Annotated in this window: 13 protein-coding genes; 7 read left to right on the top strand and 6 right to left on the bottom strand. The window is 73.5% G+C overall.

Annotation, left to right across the window (positions count from 1 at the left end; translation table 11 throughout):
- Positions 1-19: 19 nt before the first annotated feature.
- Positions 20-1,315 (bottom strand): HAMP domain-containing sensor histidine kinase, encoded by a 1,296-nt coding sequence (locus tag ABZ452_RS01890; RefSeq protein WP_357937818.1) that lies wholly within the window; start codon positions 1,313-1,315, stop codon positions 20-22.
- Entirely contained in the window at positions 1,312-2,004 is a 693-nt protein-coding gene (locus ABZ452_RS01885; RefSeq protein WP_357937815.1) for a response regulator transcription factor, read from the bottom strand. Before ABZ452_RS01885 ends, ABZ452_RS01890 begins: the two co-directional genes overlap by 4 nt.
- Positions 2,005-2,107: 103 nt before the next feature.
- On the opposite strand from ABZ452_RS01885, the gene ABZ452_RS01880 reads away from it, so the two are divergent.
- From ABZ452_RS01880 to ABZ452_RS01865, 4 genes are all read left to right on the top strand, one after another.
- The gene (locus ABZ452_RS01880) at positions 2,108-2,581 is read left to right on the top strand and encodes a septum formation initiator (RefSeq protein WP_357937812.1); all 474 of its coding nucleotides are present in this window, start codon (positions 2,108-2,110) and stop codon (positions 2,579-2,581) included.
- Positions 2,582-2,706: 125 nt separating this feature from the next.
- Complete coding sequence (locus ABZ452_RS01875) at positions 2,707-3,108, top strand: hypothetical protein (protein WP_357937810.1); 402 nt, start codon at positions 2,707-2,709, stop codon at positions 3,106-3,108.
- Between the two features lie 253 nt (positions 3,109-3,361).
- Positions 3,362-3,754 (top strand): cupin domain-containing protein, encoded by a 393-nt coding sequence (locus ABZ452_RS01870; protein WP_154230262.1) that lies wholly within the window; start codon positions 3,362-3,364, stop codon positions 3,752-3,754.
- A gap of 215 nt (positions 3,755-3,969) precedes the next feature.
- A complete protein-coding gene (locus ABZ452_RS01865) occupies positions 3,970-5,337 on the top strand; it encodes a pectate lyase (protein WP_357937807.1) in 1,368 nt (455 codons plus the stop codon).
- A gap of 39 nt (positions 5,338-5,376) precedes the next feature.
- On the opposite strand, the gene ABZ452_RS01860 is transcribed toward ABZ452_RS01865, so the two are convergent.
- A complete protein-coding gene (locus ABZ452_RS01860; RefSeq protein ID WP_357937804.1) occupies positions 5,377-6,564 on the bottom strand; it encodes a threonine synthase in 1,188 nt (395 codons plus the stop codon).
- 8 nt (positions 6,565-6,572) lie between these two features.
- On the bottom strand, positions 6,573-7,607 hold the full coding sequence (locus ABZ452_RS01855; RefSeq protein WP_357937801.1) for a DNA polymerase ligase N-terminal domain-containing protein: 1,035 nt from the start codon (positions 7,605-7,607) through the stop codon (positions 6,573-6,575).
- Between the two features lie 118 nt (positions 7,608-7,725).
- Here ABZ452_RS01855 and ABZ452_RS01850 point away from each other — a divergent pair, with 118 nt between their 5' ends.
- A complete protein-coding gene (locus tag ABZ452_RS01850) occupies positions 7,726-8,508 on the top strand; it encodes an aldo/keto reductase (RefSeq protein WP_357937799.1) in 783 nt (260 codons plus the stop codon).
- 45 nt (positions 8,509-8,553) lie between these two features.
- Here the strand turns inward: ABZ452_RS01850 and ABZ452_RS01845 are convergent, their stop codons facing one another.
- A complete protein-coding gene (locus ABZ452_RS01845; protein ID WP_357937797.1) occupies positions 8,554-9,690 on the bottom strand; it encodes a cellulose binding domain-containing protein in 1,137 nt (378 codons plus the stop codon).
- Between the two features lie 319 nt (positions 9,691-10,009).
- Here ABZ452_RS01845 and ABZ452_RS01840 point away from each other — a divergent pair, with 319 nt between their 5' ends.
- A complete protein-coding gene (locus ABZ452_RS01840; protein WP_357937795.1) occupies positions 10,010-11,116 on the top strand; it encodes an FAD-dependent monooxygenase in 1,107 nt (368 codons plus the stop codon).
- A 128-nt stretch (positions 11,117-11,244) separates the two neighbouring features.
- Positions 11,245-13,002, top strand: a complete 1,758-nt coding sequence (ctaD, locus tag ABZ452_RS01835) for a cytochrome c oxidase subunit I (protein WP_357937793.1) — start codon at positions 11,245-11,247, stop codon at positions 13,000-13,002.
- A 252-nt stretch (positions 13,003-13,254) separates the two neighbouring features.
- Here ctaD and ABZ452_RS01830 read toward each other — a convergent pair whose 3' ends face one another.
- The gene (locus ABZ452_RS01830) at positions 13,255-14,490 is read right to left on the bottom strand and encodes an MFS transporter (RefSeq protein ID WP_357937791.1); all 1,236 of its coding nucleotides are present in this window, start codon (positions 14,488-14,490) and stop codon (positions 13,255-13,257) included.
- Positions 14,491-14,513: the final 23 nt, after the last annotated feature.

The following is a 14,513-nucleotide window of genomic DNA, read 5'->3' as shown; positions in this document are numbered from 1 at the left end:
CGGGACGGCTAGCGGCGCGCTACCCGAGGTCTAAGGCCCGGTTAAGCCGCGCCGGCCCGAGCCGGAGGGTCACCACCGCCCCGCCGTCGGGTCCGCCGCCCAGCTCCAGCCGGCCGCTGCTGGTCCGGGCGGCCCGGTCGGCGATGTCCAGGCCCAGGCCGGTCGACCCGGCCCGGCTGGCGCCCCGCCGGGCCGATCCGGCCGGCAGGCCCGGGCCGGCGTCCGCCACGGTCAGCGCCACCTGCCCGGCGTCCTGGCCGAGCCGGACGGTGAACGGCGTGCCGTCCGGCGTGTGCGCGAACACGTTGCCCAGCAGCGCGTCCACGGCGGCGGCCAGCTCGTCGCCGGCCACCCGTACCGGCAGCGGCCCGGGCGCCAGGTCGAGCGTCACGCTCCGCCCGGTGTCCTCGGCGAGCACCGACCAGAACGCGACCCGCTCGGCGACCACCGCGGCGGCGTCGCAACCGCCGCCCTCGGCCGCCGTGCTGCGCCAGCGGGCCTGCCGGATCACGCCGGTCACCGCCCGTTCCAGGCCGTCCACGGCGGTGGTCAGCCGGGCCGCGTCGTCCGGGTCGCGCAGCGACTCGGCCTCCAGCCGCAGCACGGTCAGCGGGGTCCGCAGCCGGTGTGAGAGGTCGGCCACCTGCTCGCGCTCCTCGCGCAGCAGCACCTGGATGCGCTCGGCCAGGTGGTTCAGCGCGCCCGCGACCTCGCGCAGCTCGGCCGGGCCGGCCGGGTCGACCCGGGCGTCCAGCTCGGCGTTGGCGAGCCGGTGGGAGACCGCGCCGAGGTCGGCGATCGGCCGGACCAGGGTGCGGGCCAGCCGGTCGGCGACGGCCAGCCCCACCAGCACCAGGAGCAGGCCGAGCAGCGCGAGCACGAGCCAGGCCCGGGTCACCCCGGCGGTCAGCTCCGCGCGGGGCACGACGGTGCGGATCACCGCGGTCCCGTCCGGTCGGCCCTGGACCGCGATGACCACCTCCCGGCCGGCGGCGGACTCGACGGTCAGGCTCTGCCCCCGCGCGGCGAGGTCGACCGCCGGGGTACGCGCCATCCGCGCACCGAGCACGGTGCCGTCCGGCAGGAACACGCTCACCTCGCGGCCCGAGTCGGCGGCGAGGTGGTCGACGGTCAGCCGGACAGTGTCCGGGTCGGCCGTGCCGACCACCGCCACCAGGCTCTGCGCGTCGGCCGCGGCCCGGACCGTCGCCCGGTCCGCGGCGACGGTGCGCACCAGCACGGCCAGCGGCACCAGGAACGCGACCATGACGAGCACCCCGACGGCGGCGACCAGCAGCGCCAGCCGGCCCCTCACCGGCTGCTCCCCGGTACGTCCAGCCGCACCCCGACGCCCCGGACGGTGTGCAGGTAGCGGGGTTCCTGGGCGCTCTCGCCGAGCTTGCGGCGCAGCCAGGACAGGTGCACGTCGACGGTCTTGTCGGCCCCGCCGTACGGGATCCGCCAGACCTCGGTGAGCAGCTCGCGTTTGGTGACCACCTGGCCGGGCCGGCCGGCGAGGTGGTGCAGCAGGTCGAACTCGCGGGGCGTCAGCTCGACCGTCGCCCCGTCCAGCGTGACCTGGCGGGCCCGCGGGTCGATCCGCAGCCCACCGACCACGAGCACCGGGTCCGTCGCCGGGTCGGCGGTCGAGCGGCGCAGCACCGCCCGCGCCCGGGCGTCGAGCTGGGCCGCCGTGAAGGGCTTCACCAGGTAGTCGTCGGCGCCCGCGTCGAGCATCCGGACGATCTCGGCCTCGTCGTCGCGGGCCGTCGCCACGATGACCGGCACCGAGCTGACCGCGCGCAGCATCCGCAGCAGCTCGCCGCCGTCCAGGTCGGGCAGTCCCAGGTCGAGCACGACGAGGTCGGGCCGGTCGTCCAGCGCGTCGCGCAGCCCGTCCAGCGCGGTCGAGGCCGCGGCGACCGCGTGCCCGCGCTCCCGGAGAGCCCGGAGCAGCGGGGCGCGGATGGTCAGGTCGTCCTCGATGAGCAGCAGCCGGGCCACGGATGGCAGGCTAGCCCCTCCCGCCGCCCGGCCCCGCCCTCGTTAACCCAGCCTTAGCGTTCCCCGGAGCCTGGCCCAACCCTGGGTCGGGGAGACTCGGGGCATGGGCCGTCGTCCGATCCTCGCCGCCGCCGGGTGGCTGGCCACCACCGCCGCCGCCACCCTCGTCGGGCTGGCCGCGGTCCAGCTCGTCGGCACGGGCATCACCGGCACCCCCGGAGGCGTACGCGACCAGCGGGAGGTGGCCCGCGCGCTCGCCTCGCCCGCGCCGGCGACCACGACGCCGGGCGCGGATCCCACGCCGGGCGCGACGCCGGCGGCCGCCGCGGCGAGCCGCCCGCCGGCCGCGAGCGGAACCGAGCACACCTTCCGCACCGCCGGAGGGACCGCCCTCGCCGAGTGCGGGCCGGACGGGGTGCGCCTGGTGTCCTGGTCCCCGGCGCAGGGCTACCGGGTGAAGGAGGTCGACCGGGGCCCGGACGACCATGTCGAGGTCCGGTTCGTCGGCTCCGAGGGGGAACACGAGCTGCGCGTGCGCTGCCGTGGCTCCGAGCCGGTCGCCAGCCCGGACGACTGATGTTTTCCCAGCTCAGAGGCGTCGACTGTCCTTGATCGGACAGTGCTGTCGCTGGTTGATGGACGGTGGGCCGGAATAGCTTCGGGAGCATGCCGCCGCCCGCACCGGCGGCAGGAAGGACCCCCATGTCCAGCTCCAGATCAAGGCGGGGCTCGGCCGGCCAGCCCGCCCCCGACGTGGCGGAGGTCGCCCGCGCCGACAGCGAAATCAACTCCTGCACGCCGGCCGGCCTGCCGGTCACCGCCCGCGTGCTGTTTGCCGTGGTCAACGCGAACGGCACCCTGGTCCGCGGGCTCGGCGCCACGTCGGCCACCCGGCTGGCCACCGGGATGTACCAGGTCGGCTTCGACCAGGATGTCGCGGGCGCCGCCTACATCGGCACCGTGGGCCCCGCGGCCGGCGGGCTGGCCCCGCAGGGGGCGATCACGGTGGCGCCGCGAACCGGCATCCCCAACGCGGTCTTCGTCGAGACGTACGCCGCGAGCGGCCACACCGACCGCCCGTTCCACCTGGCCGTGCTCGCCTGACCCGGCACGGGCGCACAGACGAGCGCACGGCGCCGTCCGACCTGGGTCGTAACGTCGCCGCGCTCTGGCCGTCTCCCACCACCGCAGCCGTACGGCGGTACGAAAGCGGGGACCTGGCTCGACCGGCCCGACGTGCACCGGTCTTGTGAGCGCAGATGCCCGTCCAGAGGGGATCCAAACCCCGCTCGGGTGGGGAATTCCACCATTTGCGAGTCCCGGCGTGAGCGGCGCGGGGACCGGGTATGAGCGGGCCATGGAGCATTTCACGATCGCGACCGTCGCCGAGAAGAGCCCCGACTTCCGCCGCGTGTTGTGGACCGGGCAGCACACCCAGCTGGTGATCATGACGATCCCGCCGGGCGGGGAGATCGGCGAGGAGGTCCACGAGGACATCGACCAGATCCTGACCTTCGTGAGCGGCACGGGCGAGGCGCGGGTGGCCGGGGAGAAGAAGGAGGTCGTGGCGGGCGACCTGGTGGTCGTACCGGCCGGCACGAAGCACAACTTCGTCAACACGGGCCCCAACCCGCTCGTGCTGTACACGGTGTACGGCCCGCCGGAGCACGCCGACGGGGCGGTGCACCGGACCAAGGAGGAGGCGGACGCGGCGGAGGAGGCCGGTGAGGACGAGCCGCCCACCTCCTGACCTGCAACATTCCTGCACGTTCCAAGCATTGACGTCGATCTCTGCACGGGTCTAGCCTGGTGGCGCGGGAAAGCCCTTTCCTGGGCTCCGCTCCCTCGCCACCCCGCTACCGGAGACCGGGCCTCCGGCGGGGCGCACCGACCGTCGCGACCGTGGCCAGGCGTCGGCCCTCCAGCCGTGGCGGTTCACCACCACGTGCCTCAAGGAGGACCACCGTGCAGACCTCACGTGCCAGACTCCGACGCCCGCTGCTGCTCGCGGCGGGCGCCGGAGTCACCGTGGCGGCACTCGCCGCCGGGACGATGACGTCGGCCTTCGCCGCCACCGTCTTCTCCGACACCTTCTCCGACGGCGACGCCGCCGGCTGGTCCAAGTCCGGCGGGACCTGGGCGGTCGCCGACGGCGCGCTCACCCAGTCGAGCACGTCCAGCGAGCTGGCCCGCCAGTTCGCCGGCCAGACCGCCTGGACCGACTACCAGGTGCAGGCCCGGGTGCGGCCGACCGGGTTCGGCTCCTCCGCCGCGCTGGTCGGGATCGCGGCCCGGGCCAGCAGCAGCACCAAGATGTACCGGCTGGCCCTGCTCGGCTCCGGCCGGGCCGAACTCCAGGCGGTGAACGGCAGCCAGATCACCTCGCTCGGCTCGGCGGCGGTCGGCGCGGCCACCGGCACCTGGTACACGCTGAAGATCGAGGCCAGCGGCAGCACCATCCGCGGCTACGTCAACGGCACGCAGGTCGGTGGCGGGAGCAACAGCCTCGTGGGCGCCGGCCGGATCGGCCTGGTCACCGCGTACGCCGCCGGCAGCTTCGACGACGTGGCCGTGGACTCGTCGGTCAGCACCCCGACCACGCCGCCGACCAGCACCCCGCCCGGCTCGCCCACCCCGACCCCCACCGGCACCACACCGCCGCCGGCCTCGTGGCCGACGCCCACCGCCAGCATCAAGGTGGACGCCACCATCGGAGTCTCCGGCACCTTCGACGGCGGCATGAGGCGCTACTACGGCATCGGCGACGGCGGGCAGTCGGAGAGCCAGGACCCGATGTTCGAACTGGCCGCGGGGGCCACCCTGCGCAATGTGATCATCGGTGCGCCGGCCGGCGACGGCGTGCACTGCGAGGGCAACTGCACGCTGCTCAACGTCTGGTGGGAGGACGTCGGCGAGGACGCCGCCACCTTCCGCGGCGGCACCACGTACACGGTCGACGGCGGCGGTGCCCGGTCGGCCAGCGACAAGGTGTTCCAGCACAACGGCGGAGGCACCGTCCAGATCCGCAACTTCCGGGTGGAGAGCTCCGGCAAGCTCTACCGGGCCTGCGGCAACTGCTCCACCTCCTACCAGCGCCACGTGGTGATGGACAACGTCACCGCCACCGGCACCAAGGTGCTGGCCGGCATCAACACCAACTGGGGTGACACGGCCCGGTTCAGCCGGATCACCATCCTCAACGACCCGAACCGGTCCACCCGGATCTGCGTCAAGTACCAGGGCGTGCCGAAGGGCAGCGAACCGAAGGAGATCGGCGAGGGCGCCGACGGGGTGAACTGCCTCTACTCCGCCTCGGACATCACCTACCGGTAGGGCGGTCCGGCGCGGGCCCCTGGTCGCCGGGGGCCCGCGTCAGACCGTCGGCAGGCCCGAGACGTCCACCGTCTCCGGGTACTTGATGCCCGCGCCGGTGTTCAACACCACCACCCGCTCGCCGGGGCGGATCCAGCCGCCGGCCCGCAGCTGGCGGGCGGCGGTCAGGCAGGCCGCCCCCTCGGGGCAGAGCAGCAGCCCTTCCCGGGCGGCGAAGTCGCGCAGGTCGGCGAGGATCTCCGCGTCGTCCACGGCGATCGCGGTGCCGCTGCTCTCGCGTAGCGCGGTCAGGATCAGCTCGTCGCCGAGCGGGGCGGGCACGGTGATGCCGAAGGCCACCGTGTGCGCGTCCTCCCACGGGGTGGCCCGCGGCTCGCCGGCCGCGAACGCCCGGACGATCGGCGCGCAGCCGGTGGACTGCACGGCGACCAGGCGGGGCAGCCGGTCCTCCACCCAGCCCAGCTCGCGCAGCTCGTGCAGCGCCTTGTGGATGCCGATGAGCCCGACCCCGCCCCCGGTCGGATAGATGATCACGTCGGGCACCTGCCAGCCGAGCTGCTCGACGATCTCGTACCCCATGGTCTTCTTGCCTTCGAGGCGGTACGGCTCGCGCAGCGTGCCGGCGTCGAAGATCCGCCCGCCCGACTCGGCGACCAGCTTGGCCACCCACCGTCCGGCGTCGCTGATCAGGCCGTCCACCAGCCGCAGGTCCGCCCCGGCGGCGACGCACTCCCGCCGGCAGATGGTCGGCGCGTCGAGCGGCATGGCGATCGTCGCGCCCATCCCCGCCCGGGCCGCGTACGTCGCCCAGGCCGACCCGGCGTTGCCGTTGGTCGGCATGGCGATCCGCTCGACGCCCAGCTCGCGGGCCCGGCTCACCCCGACCGCCGCACCCCGGGCCTTGAACGACCCGGTCGGGGTCAACCCCTCGTCCTTCACGATCAGGTCCGGGATCCCGATCTCCTGCCCGTACGCCGGCGCGCGCAGCAGCGGCGTCCAGCCCTCGCCCAGCGTGGTGACGAAGCGGGGATCGGCCACCGGCAGCAGCTCCCGGTAGCGCCACAGGTCGGCCGGGCGGAGCCCGAACTGCTCGGGGGTGACCGCCGCGGCCACCGCCGCCAGGTCGTAGCGGGCCAGCAGCGGGGAACCGCACCCGCACAGGTTCCGCAACTCGTCGGCCGGATGCCGTTCGCCGCAGCGCGGGCACTCCAGGTGCGTCAGGTGCACAAGGCTCCTCAGCTCGGGTCGAGGCTCAGCCAGTGCCGGCTGCGCCGACCCGGCTCGTAGGGGGAGTCGAGGCGCTTGGCCACCACCCCCGGGAGCCCCTGTTCGCGGGCGGTCCGCAGGGCGTCCGCGCCGACCCCCGGGAACCACGGCGGAGTCTGCCAGTGCGGGCCGGTCAGCGCCAGACCGTCGAGCAGTTCCCGGCGCTGCGCGTACGGCACGTCGAGGCTGGTCACGCCCTCCAGCCAGAGCAGGTCGACGGCGAGGAACTGGCCGTCGCGCTTCGTCGGCGGCTTCACCCGCCCGCCCGGGTCGATCCGCACCAGCACGCCGTCGAGCACCGCCTCGACCGGGGCCAGTTCCTCGGCCATCGCCCGCAGCCACGGGTACGCCCCGCCGACGTCCTCGTCCGCGGCGTCGAGCAGCCGCAGGCGGCCGCCGGAGACGTACGCCATCGCCCGCACCCCGTCCCAGCGCAGCTCGTACCCCCAGGCGCCCTCGTCCTTCGGCAGCCCCTTGCCGGGGGTGGTGTGCATGGGCCGGACCAGCTCGGGCATCGGCGTCCAGCCCTCCGGCGCCGGGTCGGTGCGGCGGACCATCCAGTCCCGGCCCCGGCCACCGGTGGCGAAGAGGACGTAGCGCCCCCTCGTCCGCCGGCCGTCCAGGACCACGATCACCTCGTCGTCGCGCCACTTCTCCAGGCGGTAGGTGCCGGTGTCGTGGACGGTCATCCGCCCGCCGCCGTACTCGCCGGCCGGGATCTCGCCGTGGAAGGTGAGGTACTCCATCGGGTGGTCCTCGGTGTGCACGGCCAGGTGGTTGCGGCCCGGGTCACGGGGCAGCCCGCGCGGCACCGCCCAGGAGGCCAGCACGCCGTCGTGCTCCAGCCGCAGGTCCCAGTGCAGGCTCCGGGCGTGGTGCTGCTGGATGACGAACCGGGGCTTGCGCCGCGCGGCCCGCTTCCGCTCCGGGGGCTGCGCCGGCACCGGCTCCGGGGTACGCGCCGCGTCCCGTTTCCGCCGGTACTCCTCCAGCCGGTCAGCCACCCCCGCATTCTCCGGCAGGTCCGGCCCGCTCGCCCGGTTCCTGCCTCTTCTGCACCGTTCGGCCGCCGCTCGGCGGGTCGCCGGCATGGCGGCGGCGATCACGGGTAGAAGCGTCGGTATGGACCTCGACCAGCCCACCGTCCCGCTGACCGGCGACGTCCGGATGCCGCTGCTCGGCTTCGGCACCTGGCAGGCCACCGGCAACGCCGGGTACGACGCCGTGCTCGCCGCCCTCGACGCCGGTTACCGGCACATCGACACGGCCACGATGTACGGCAACGAGAAGGAGGTCGGCCGGGCGATCACGGAGAGCGGGCTGCGCCGCGAGGACCTCTTCATCACCACGAAGCTGCCGCCCGACCGGGTGGGCCGGGAACGGGAGACCATCGAGGCGAGCCTGGCCGCGCTGGACATCGACCACGTCGACCTGTGGCTGATCCACTGGCCGCCGTCCTCGCCCGCCGACAGCATCCCCGTCTGGCGGGAGATGCTCGCCGCCCGGGACGAGAACCTGGCCCGGACCGTCGGGGTGAGCAACTACAGCATCAGCCAGATCGACGAGCTCATCCAGGCGACCGAGGAGACCCCGGCGGTCAACCAGATCCGCTGGAGCCCGTCCCTGTACGACCGGCAGGTGCACGCCGCACACCGGGACCGCGGGGTGGTGCTGGAGGGCTACAGCCCGTTCAAGACCAGTGACCTCTCCGATCCGGTACTGGTCCGGATCGCCCAGGCGCACGACGTCTCGCCGGCCCAGGTGGTGCTGCGCTGGCACATCGACCACGAGATCGTGGTCATCCCGAAGTCCGTCACCCCGGAGCGGATCCGGGCCAACGCCGACGTGTTCCGCTTCTCGCTCACCGCCGAGGAGATGCGCGACATCGACGCCCTCGGCCACTGAGGCGGGGCGCGGCCCGTGCGGACCGCGCCCCGGGATCAGGTGGTGTCACACCCTGGTGCAGGTGGCGCCGTTGAGGGTGAAGCTGCTGGGCGTGGAGAATCCGCCGCTCAGCGTCGCCTGGTAGCCGAAGCTGGTCGAGGCTCCCGGTGCCAGCGTGCCGTTGTAGCTCAGGTTCCGCGCGGTCACGGCGGACCCGCTCTGCGTCACGGTGGCGTTCCACGAGCCGGTGATGTTCTGCCCCGAGGGCAGGTTGTAGTTCAGGGTCCAGCCGTTGACGGCGCTGGAGCCGGTGTTGGTGATCGTCACGTCGGCGGTGAAGCCGTTGTTCCAGACGTTGGTGGCGTACTTCACCGAGCAGGCCGCGTTGCCCGGCGGCGGGGTGCTCGGCGGCGGCGTGGTGGCGGGCGGGGTGGTCGGCGTGGTGCCGCCGGTGTTGACGCTCTGGGAGAACGAGTTGACCGCCAGGCCGACGCCGCCCTGCCACGGCTCGAAGCCGGCCTGGATGCTGGTCAGGTACCAGTCGGCGGTGATCGCGCCCCGGCTGCGGGTGTCGTTGATGAACGCCATGGCGTCGAAGCTCATGCTCGCGACGGGCGACGGCGCGACGTACGAGATGACGTTGTTCGAGCCGTTGCTGCCCCGCCAGACCTCCCAGGTCCGGCCGGCGATGCTGGCGTTGCCGACCACGGAGCCGATGGGCTGGATCGGGCCCTGCCGGTTGAGCCAGATCATGATCTCCATCTGGTTCACCCCGTCCCGCTTGGGCGACGGGTCGAGCCAGATGTCGTACGCGGCGTCGTAGATCGCGCCGCTGACGTAGTTGTAGCTGATGCTGGCCGGCGCGCTGCTGATGCTCTTCACCTGCACGGGCAGGTTGGTGCCGGGCGAGCAGTTCGTGTAGTGGCAACCCACGAAGACCGACGGGTACGAGACCGGCGCGCCGCTGGTCGATCCCACGCCGTCCTGGCGGGTGATGGAGAAGCCGGTGGAGGTCACGTTGATGCACTGCTGCGCGCTGGTGCCCCAGCGGTTGTTCTGCACGACGTACTTTCCGCCGATGGTGGTGGACCCGTACTGCTCGCAGATCTGGGTGTCGGCGGAGGCGGTGCCGCCGAGCGCGACGGCGATCGAGCCGGCGGCCAGCAGGCCGGCCGCGGCGAGGGCCCTCAGTGGACGCTTCATGATGCTCCGATTCGTGTCGGTGGGCGGTGCCGGGAGCGCTCCCACGCTTAGGCCAACACATTTACATGTCTGAAACTCCGGCGCAACCGTTCCGACCGGATCGATCGCACCGGCCACGCTGTGTGAACGTGCCGTGGCTGCCTGCCGCGCGGCCGGCGACCGGGTCCTCCGGTCGGGGCGGGATTCCCGCCGGTGGGAGGGCTCCCGGTCGCTGACCGGGCGTCCACGCCAGGGCCGACGGGCACTTCCGCCGCTTGGTTGCGGCGAGTAATGTCTTGCCTCCAACGCGTTCCGAACCCCTCCGGAGGCGTACCCCACGATGGGTGGTTCCCCCCTGCGCATCCTCGTCGTCGGCGCGGGCATCGCCGGTCTCGCCGTGGCCCGTGCGCTGCGCCTCGCGGGATTCCGCCCCGACGTGACCGAGAAGCTGCCCCCGACCGAGCGCGCCGACATCGGCCTCTACCTCCCGGGCAACGCGGCCCGCGCGCTGCGCCGGCTCGACCTGGACGGCCCCGTACGCCCCCTGGGCGAGGTCATCCACCGCCAGCGCTTCCTGGACGCCACCGGCGCGCCGCTCTGCGAGGTCGACCTCGACGCGCTCTGGGCCGGGGTGGGGGAGTGCCGCGCCCTGCCCCGCGCCGAGCTGCACCGGGTGCTGCTCACCGGCGCCGGCGGCGCCGTCCGGCACGGCGCCGAGGTCAGCACCGTCGAACCGCTGCCCGGCGGCGTCACGGTGGGCTTCACCGACGGCACCAGCGGCGAGTACGACCTGGTCATCGGCGCCGACGGGCCGCGCTCGGCGGTGCGCACCCTGGCCGCGCTCGGCGGCCCGCCCCGCCCCGCCGGCCAGGTGGTCTACCGCAGCGTGGTGCGCGGCGGCCCCCGGATCGCCGACTGGACCGCCCTGCTGGGCCAGCGCGCCGGCTTCCTGGTGGTGCCGCTCGGCGCCGGCCGGCTGCACTGCTACGCCGACGAGGCCGGAACCAGCCTGCCGGCCGACCCGCTCGCCCGGATGCACGAGCTGTTCGACGCCTACGGCGGCCCGGTGCCCGAGGTGCTCGCCGCCCTGGAGGCGGTGGACGCCGAGCTCACCACGGAGGTCGAGCTGGGGCGCTGGTTCCACGGCCGGGTGCTGCTCGTCGGTGACGCGGCTCACGCCACCGCGCCGACGCTCTCCCAGGGCGCCGCCATGGCACTGGAGGACGCCGTGGTGCTCGCCGAGTCGCTGAAGGCGGCCGGCAGCGTCGACGCCGCCCTCATCGCGTACGAGAGTCGCCGCCGCCCGCGTACCCGCTGGGTGCGCGACCGGACCCGGGACCGCAACCGCACCCGCGACGTGCCGCCGGCGCTGCGCGACCCGTTGCTGCGCGGACGTGGCGGGCGGATCTTCCAGGAGCACTACCGGCTCCTCACCGGCCCGCTCTGACGGGCCGAAGATCGTAGCCGCCCACCCCACGCGGCGGGGCCCACTACCGGGGACTATCCTCCTTGCGGATGACGGCCGCGCAGATGAACAGCGCGCCGAGCGGGACAACCCAGAACCGGAGGCCACTCGTGACCACCGTCGCACCCAAGCCGGTCGTGACCCGGCCCTGGCCGGTCCGCGAGCCGGTCAAGGGGTCGGCCCTCGCGCGGCTGCTGCGCACCACGGACGCGAAGCAGATCGGGATCATGTACATGGTCACCGCGTTCGCGTTCTTCATGATCGGTGGCCTCATGGCCCTGATCATGCGCGCCGAGCTGGCGCGACCGGGGCTGCAGTTCCTGTCGCCCGAGCAGTACAACCAGCTCTTCACCATGCACGGCACGATCATGCTGCTGTTCTTCGCGACGCCGATCGTGTTCGCCTTCGCGAACTACGTGGTGCCGCTGCAGATCGGCGCGCCCGACGTGTCGTTCCCCCGCCTGAACGCCTTCGCCTACTGGCTGTACCTGTTCGGCGGCACCATGGCCACCGCGGGCTTCATCGCCCCGGGCGGCGCGGCCGACTTCGGCTGGACGGCCTACACGCCGCTGAGCACCGCCGAGCACGCGCCGGGCGTCGGCGCGAACATGTGGGTGGTCGGCCTGGCCATCTCCGGTCTGGGCACCATCCTCGGCGCGGTCAACCTGATCACCACGATCCTGACCCTGCGCGCCCCCGGCATGACCATGTTCCGGATGCCGATCTTCACCTGGAACATGCTGGTCACCAGCCTGCTGGCGATCCTGGTCTTCCCGCTGCTGGCCGCCGCGCTCTTCGCGCTCGCCGCGGACCGCCTGATCGGCGCCCACGTGTACGACCCCGCCACCGGCGGTCCGATGCTCTGGCAGCACCTGTTCTGGTTCTTCGGGCACCCCGAGGTCTACATCATCGCGCTGCCGTTCTTCGGCATCATCACCGAGATCATCCCGGTGTTCTCCCGGAAGCCGATCTTCGGTTACAAGGGCCTGGTCGCCGCGACCATCGCCATCGCCGCCCTGTCGATGAGCGTGTGGGCGCACCACATGTTCGCGACCGGCCAGGTGCTGCTGCCGTTCTTCAGCTTCCTCAGCTACCTGATCGCCGTGCCGACCGGCATGAAGTTCTTCAACTGGATCGGCACCATGTGGCGGGGCCAGATCACCTTCGAGACGCCGATGCTGTTCGCCATCGGCTTCCTGGTGACCTTCCTCTTCGGTGGCCTCACCGGTGTGCTGCTGGCCAGCCCGCCGCTCGACTTCCACCTGCACGACTCGTACTTCGTGGTGGCGCACTTCCACTACGTGCTCTTCGGCACCATCGTGTTCGCCGTGTTCGGCGGCATCTACTTCTGGTTCCCGAAGATGTTCGGCCGGATGCTCGACGAGCGGCTCGGCAAGATTCACTTCTGGCTGACCATGATCGGCTTCCACACCACCTTCCTGGTGCAGCACTGGCTCGGCGCCGAGGGCATGCCCCGCCGGTACGCCGACTACCTGCCCGGTGACGGCTTCACCTTCCTGAACACGCTCTCCACCATCGGCGCGTTCATCACCGGCATCTCGACCCTGCCGTTCATCTGGAACTGCTGGAAGTCGTACAAGACCGGTCCGGTGGTCGAGGTCGACGACCCGTGGGGCCACGGCAACTCGCTCGAGTGGGCCACCAGCTCGCCGCCGCCGCTGCGGAACTTCGACAGGATGCCGCGGATCCGCTCCGAGCGGCCGGCCTTCGACCACAAGTTCCCCGAGCTGGCCGCCGGCCACTCCCTGGCCGGTCCGCCGGAGGGCGGCGCGAAGCCGCTGACCAGCGAGTCCGACGGTGGCGCGAGCTACCGGGAGGACACCGAGGGCCGGCTCGACAAGAGCTGACCCAGGCGAACGTGTACGGGCGCCGTACCCCCAGCGGGGGTGCGGCGCCCGCCGCGTTTCCGCCCCAGGTCCTTCCCCGCGGCCCGCTCGGCGCCGCGTGGCGCGTGGCGCCGCGTGGCGCGCCGCGCGCCGCGTGGCGCGTGACGCGTGGCGCTGCGCAAGCTCGGCGAGGTGGGCGTGTCCGGGCCGGCCTGATACCCCCGCCTCGGTGAGCTGGCGTCCGCTCCGGGCGACGCGATCCGCTGGTGCGGGTCAGGGGGTGGCGGGGGCGAGTTCGGGTTGCGGAGTGGGGGTCGGTTCGCGGCGGTGGCGGAGCTCGATCGGGAGGACCGCCAGGGCGACCAGCACGCCGATCGCGCCGGTGACCGCGAACCCCCAGGCCGGCGCCGAGGCGTCGATCACCGCGCCGGCCAGCGGCGCGCCGAGCGCGATGCCGACGGTGACGGCCGAGCCGTGCAGGCCCATGGCCTCGCCGCGGACACCGGCCGGCGCGAGCCGGCTCACCGCGTCCGAGGTGGAGGCGATGGAGGGCGCGCAGAGCGCCCCAGCCGGGACGAGCGCCAGGCAGAGCAGCCACCAGTGCGACCCGCCCAGCCCGACCGGGATGGTGGTCAGGCTCAGCGCCGCCACCAGGGCCAGCGGGGAGAGCGAGCGGGTGACCGCCCCGTACGCGAAGCCACCCACCAGCGAGGCGACCGCCCACATGGCCAGGACGGCGCCGGTCCAGCCGACCTCGCCGCCCTCGCGCAGCACGGCGACCACCGCGACGTCGGTGCCGCCGAGCACCAGGGTGGCGGCCAGGCTGACCGCCAGCACGGCGAGCAGCCGGGGGGTGACCCATTCCCGGCGGGGCACCCTGCGGGCCGGGCCGGCCGGCTCGTCGGCGGCGCGGGTGGGCGGGTCGAGCAACCAGAAGCAGATGCCGGAGGCGACGATCCCGGCGCCGACCGCCCACATGGTGAGCCGGGGCGACACGGCGGCGGCCATGGCCACGGCCAGCGCGGGACCGACCATGAACGAGAGCTCCACCGACATCGAGTCGAGCGCGTACGCGGGCCGGCGCCGCTCGGCGGGTACCAGCGCGGCGACCGACTGGCGGACCACCGAGAAGACCGGCAGCGCGAACAGCCCGGCCAGGAACGCGGTGGGCAGCAGCACGGCGTACGACAGGGTCGGCGCGCTGGCCCAGAAGACGCCCTCGGCGACGGTGGTGAGCAGCAGCACCGGCCGCAGGCCGCGCCGGTCGACCAGCCGGCCGAGCAGCGGGGAGCCGAGCGCGGCCCCGACGGTGGAGGCGGCGCCGACCAGCCCGGCCGCGCCGTAGCCGCGACCGAGGTCGAGCACGACGTGGAAGGTGAGCGTCACGCCGGTCGCGGTGAGCGGGATGCGCGCCAGCACCGAGATCAGCAGCAACGACCGGAGACCGGGCAGGGCGAGCGCCTCCCGGTAAGGTTTCAAGTTCACGACGGTCCGTACCTCCGGCCGCAATCCTGGGCCGGGGGTACGACACC

It is taken from the genome of Micromonospora sp. NPDC005707 (genome assembly GCF_040631005.1).
Classification (GTDB): domain Bacteria; phylum Actinomycetota; class Actinomycetes; order Mycobacteriales; family Micromonosporaceae; genus Micromonospora.
The sequence above is the reverse complement of the archived record's forward strand: the minus strand, read 5'-3'. Positions and strand labels throughout refer to the sequence as shown.

Bases quoted from the DNA above. Each gene is read 5' to 3' on its own strand.
- ABZ452_RS01880 (WP_357937812.1), top strand. From the start codon at position 2,108: ATGGGCCGTCGTCCGATCCTCGCCGCCGCCGGGTGGCTGGCCACCACC.
- ABZ452_RS01875 (WP_357937810.1), top strand. From the start codon at position 2,707: ATGTCCAGCTCCAGATCAAGGCGGGGCTCGGCCGGCCAGCCCGCCCCC.
- ABZ452_RS01870 (WP_154230262.1), top strand. From the start codon at position 3,362: ATGGAGCATTTCACGATCGCGACCGTCGCCGAGAAGAGCCCCGACTTC.
- ABZ452_RS01850 (WP_357937799.1), top strand. From the start codon at position 7,726: ATGGACCTCGACCAGCCCACCGTCCCGCTGACCGGCGACGTCCGGATG.
- ABZ452_RS01845 (WP_357937797.1), bottom strand. From the start codon at position 9,690: ATGAAGCGTCCACTGAGGGCCCTCGCCGCGGCCGGCCTGCTGGCCGCC.
- ABZ452_RS01840 (WP_357937795.1), top strand. From the start codon at position 10,010: ATGGGTGGTTCCCCCCTGCGCATCCTCGTCGTCGGCGCGGGCATCGCC.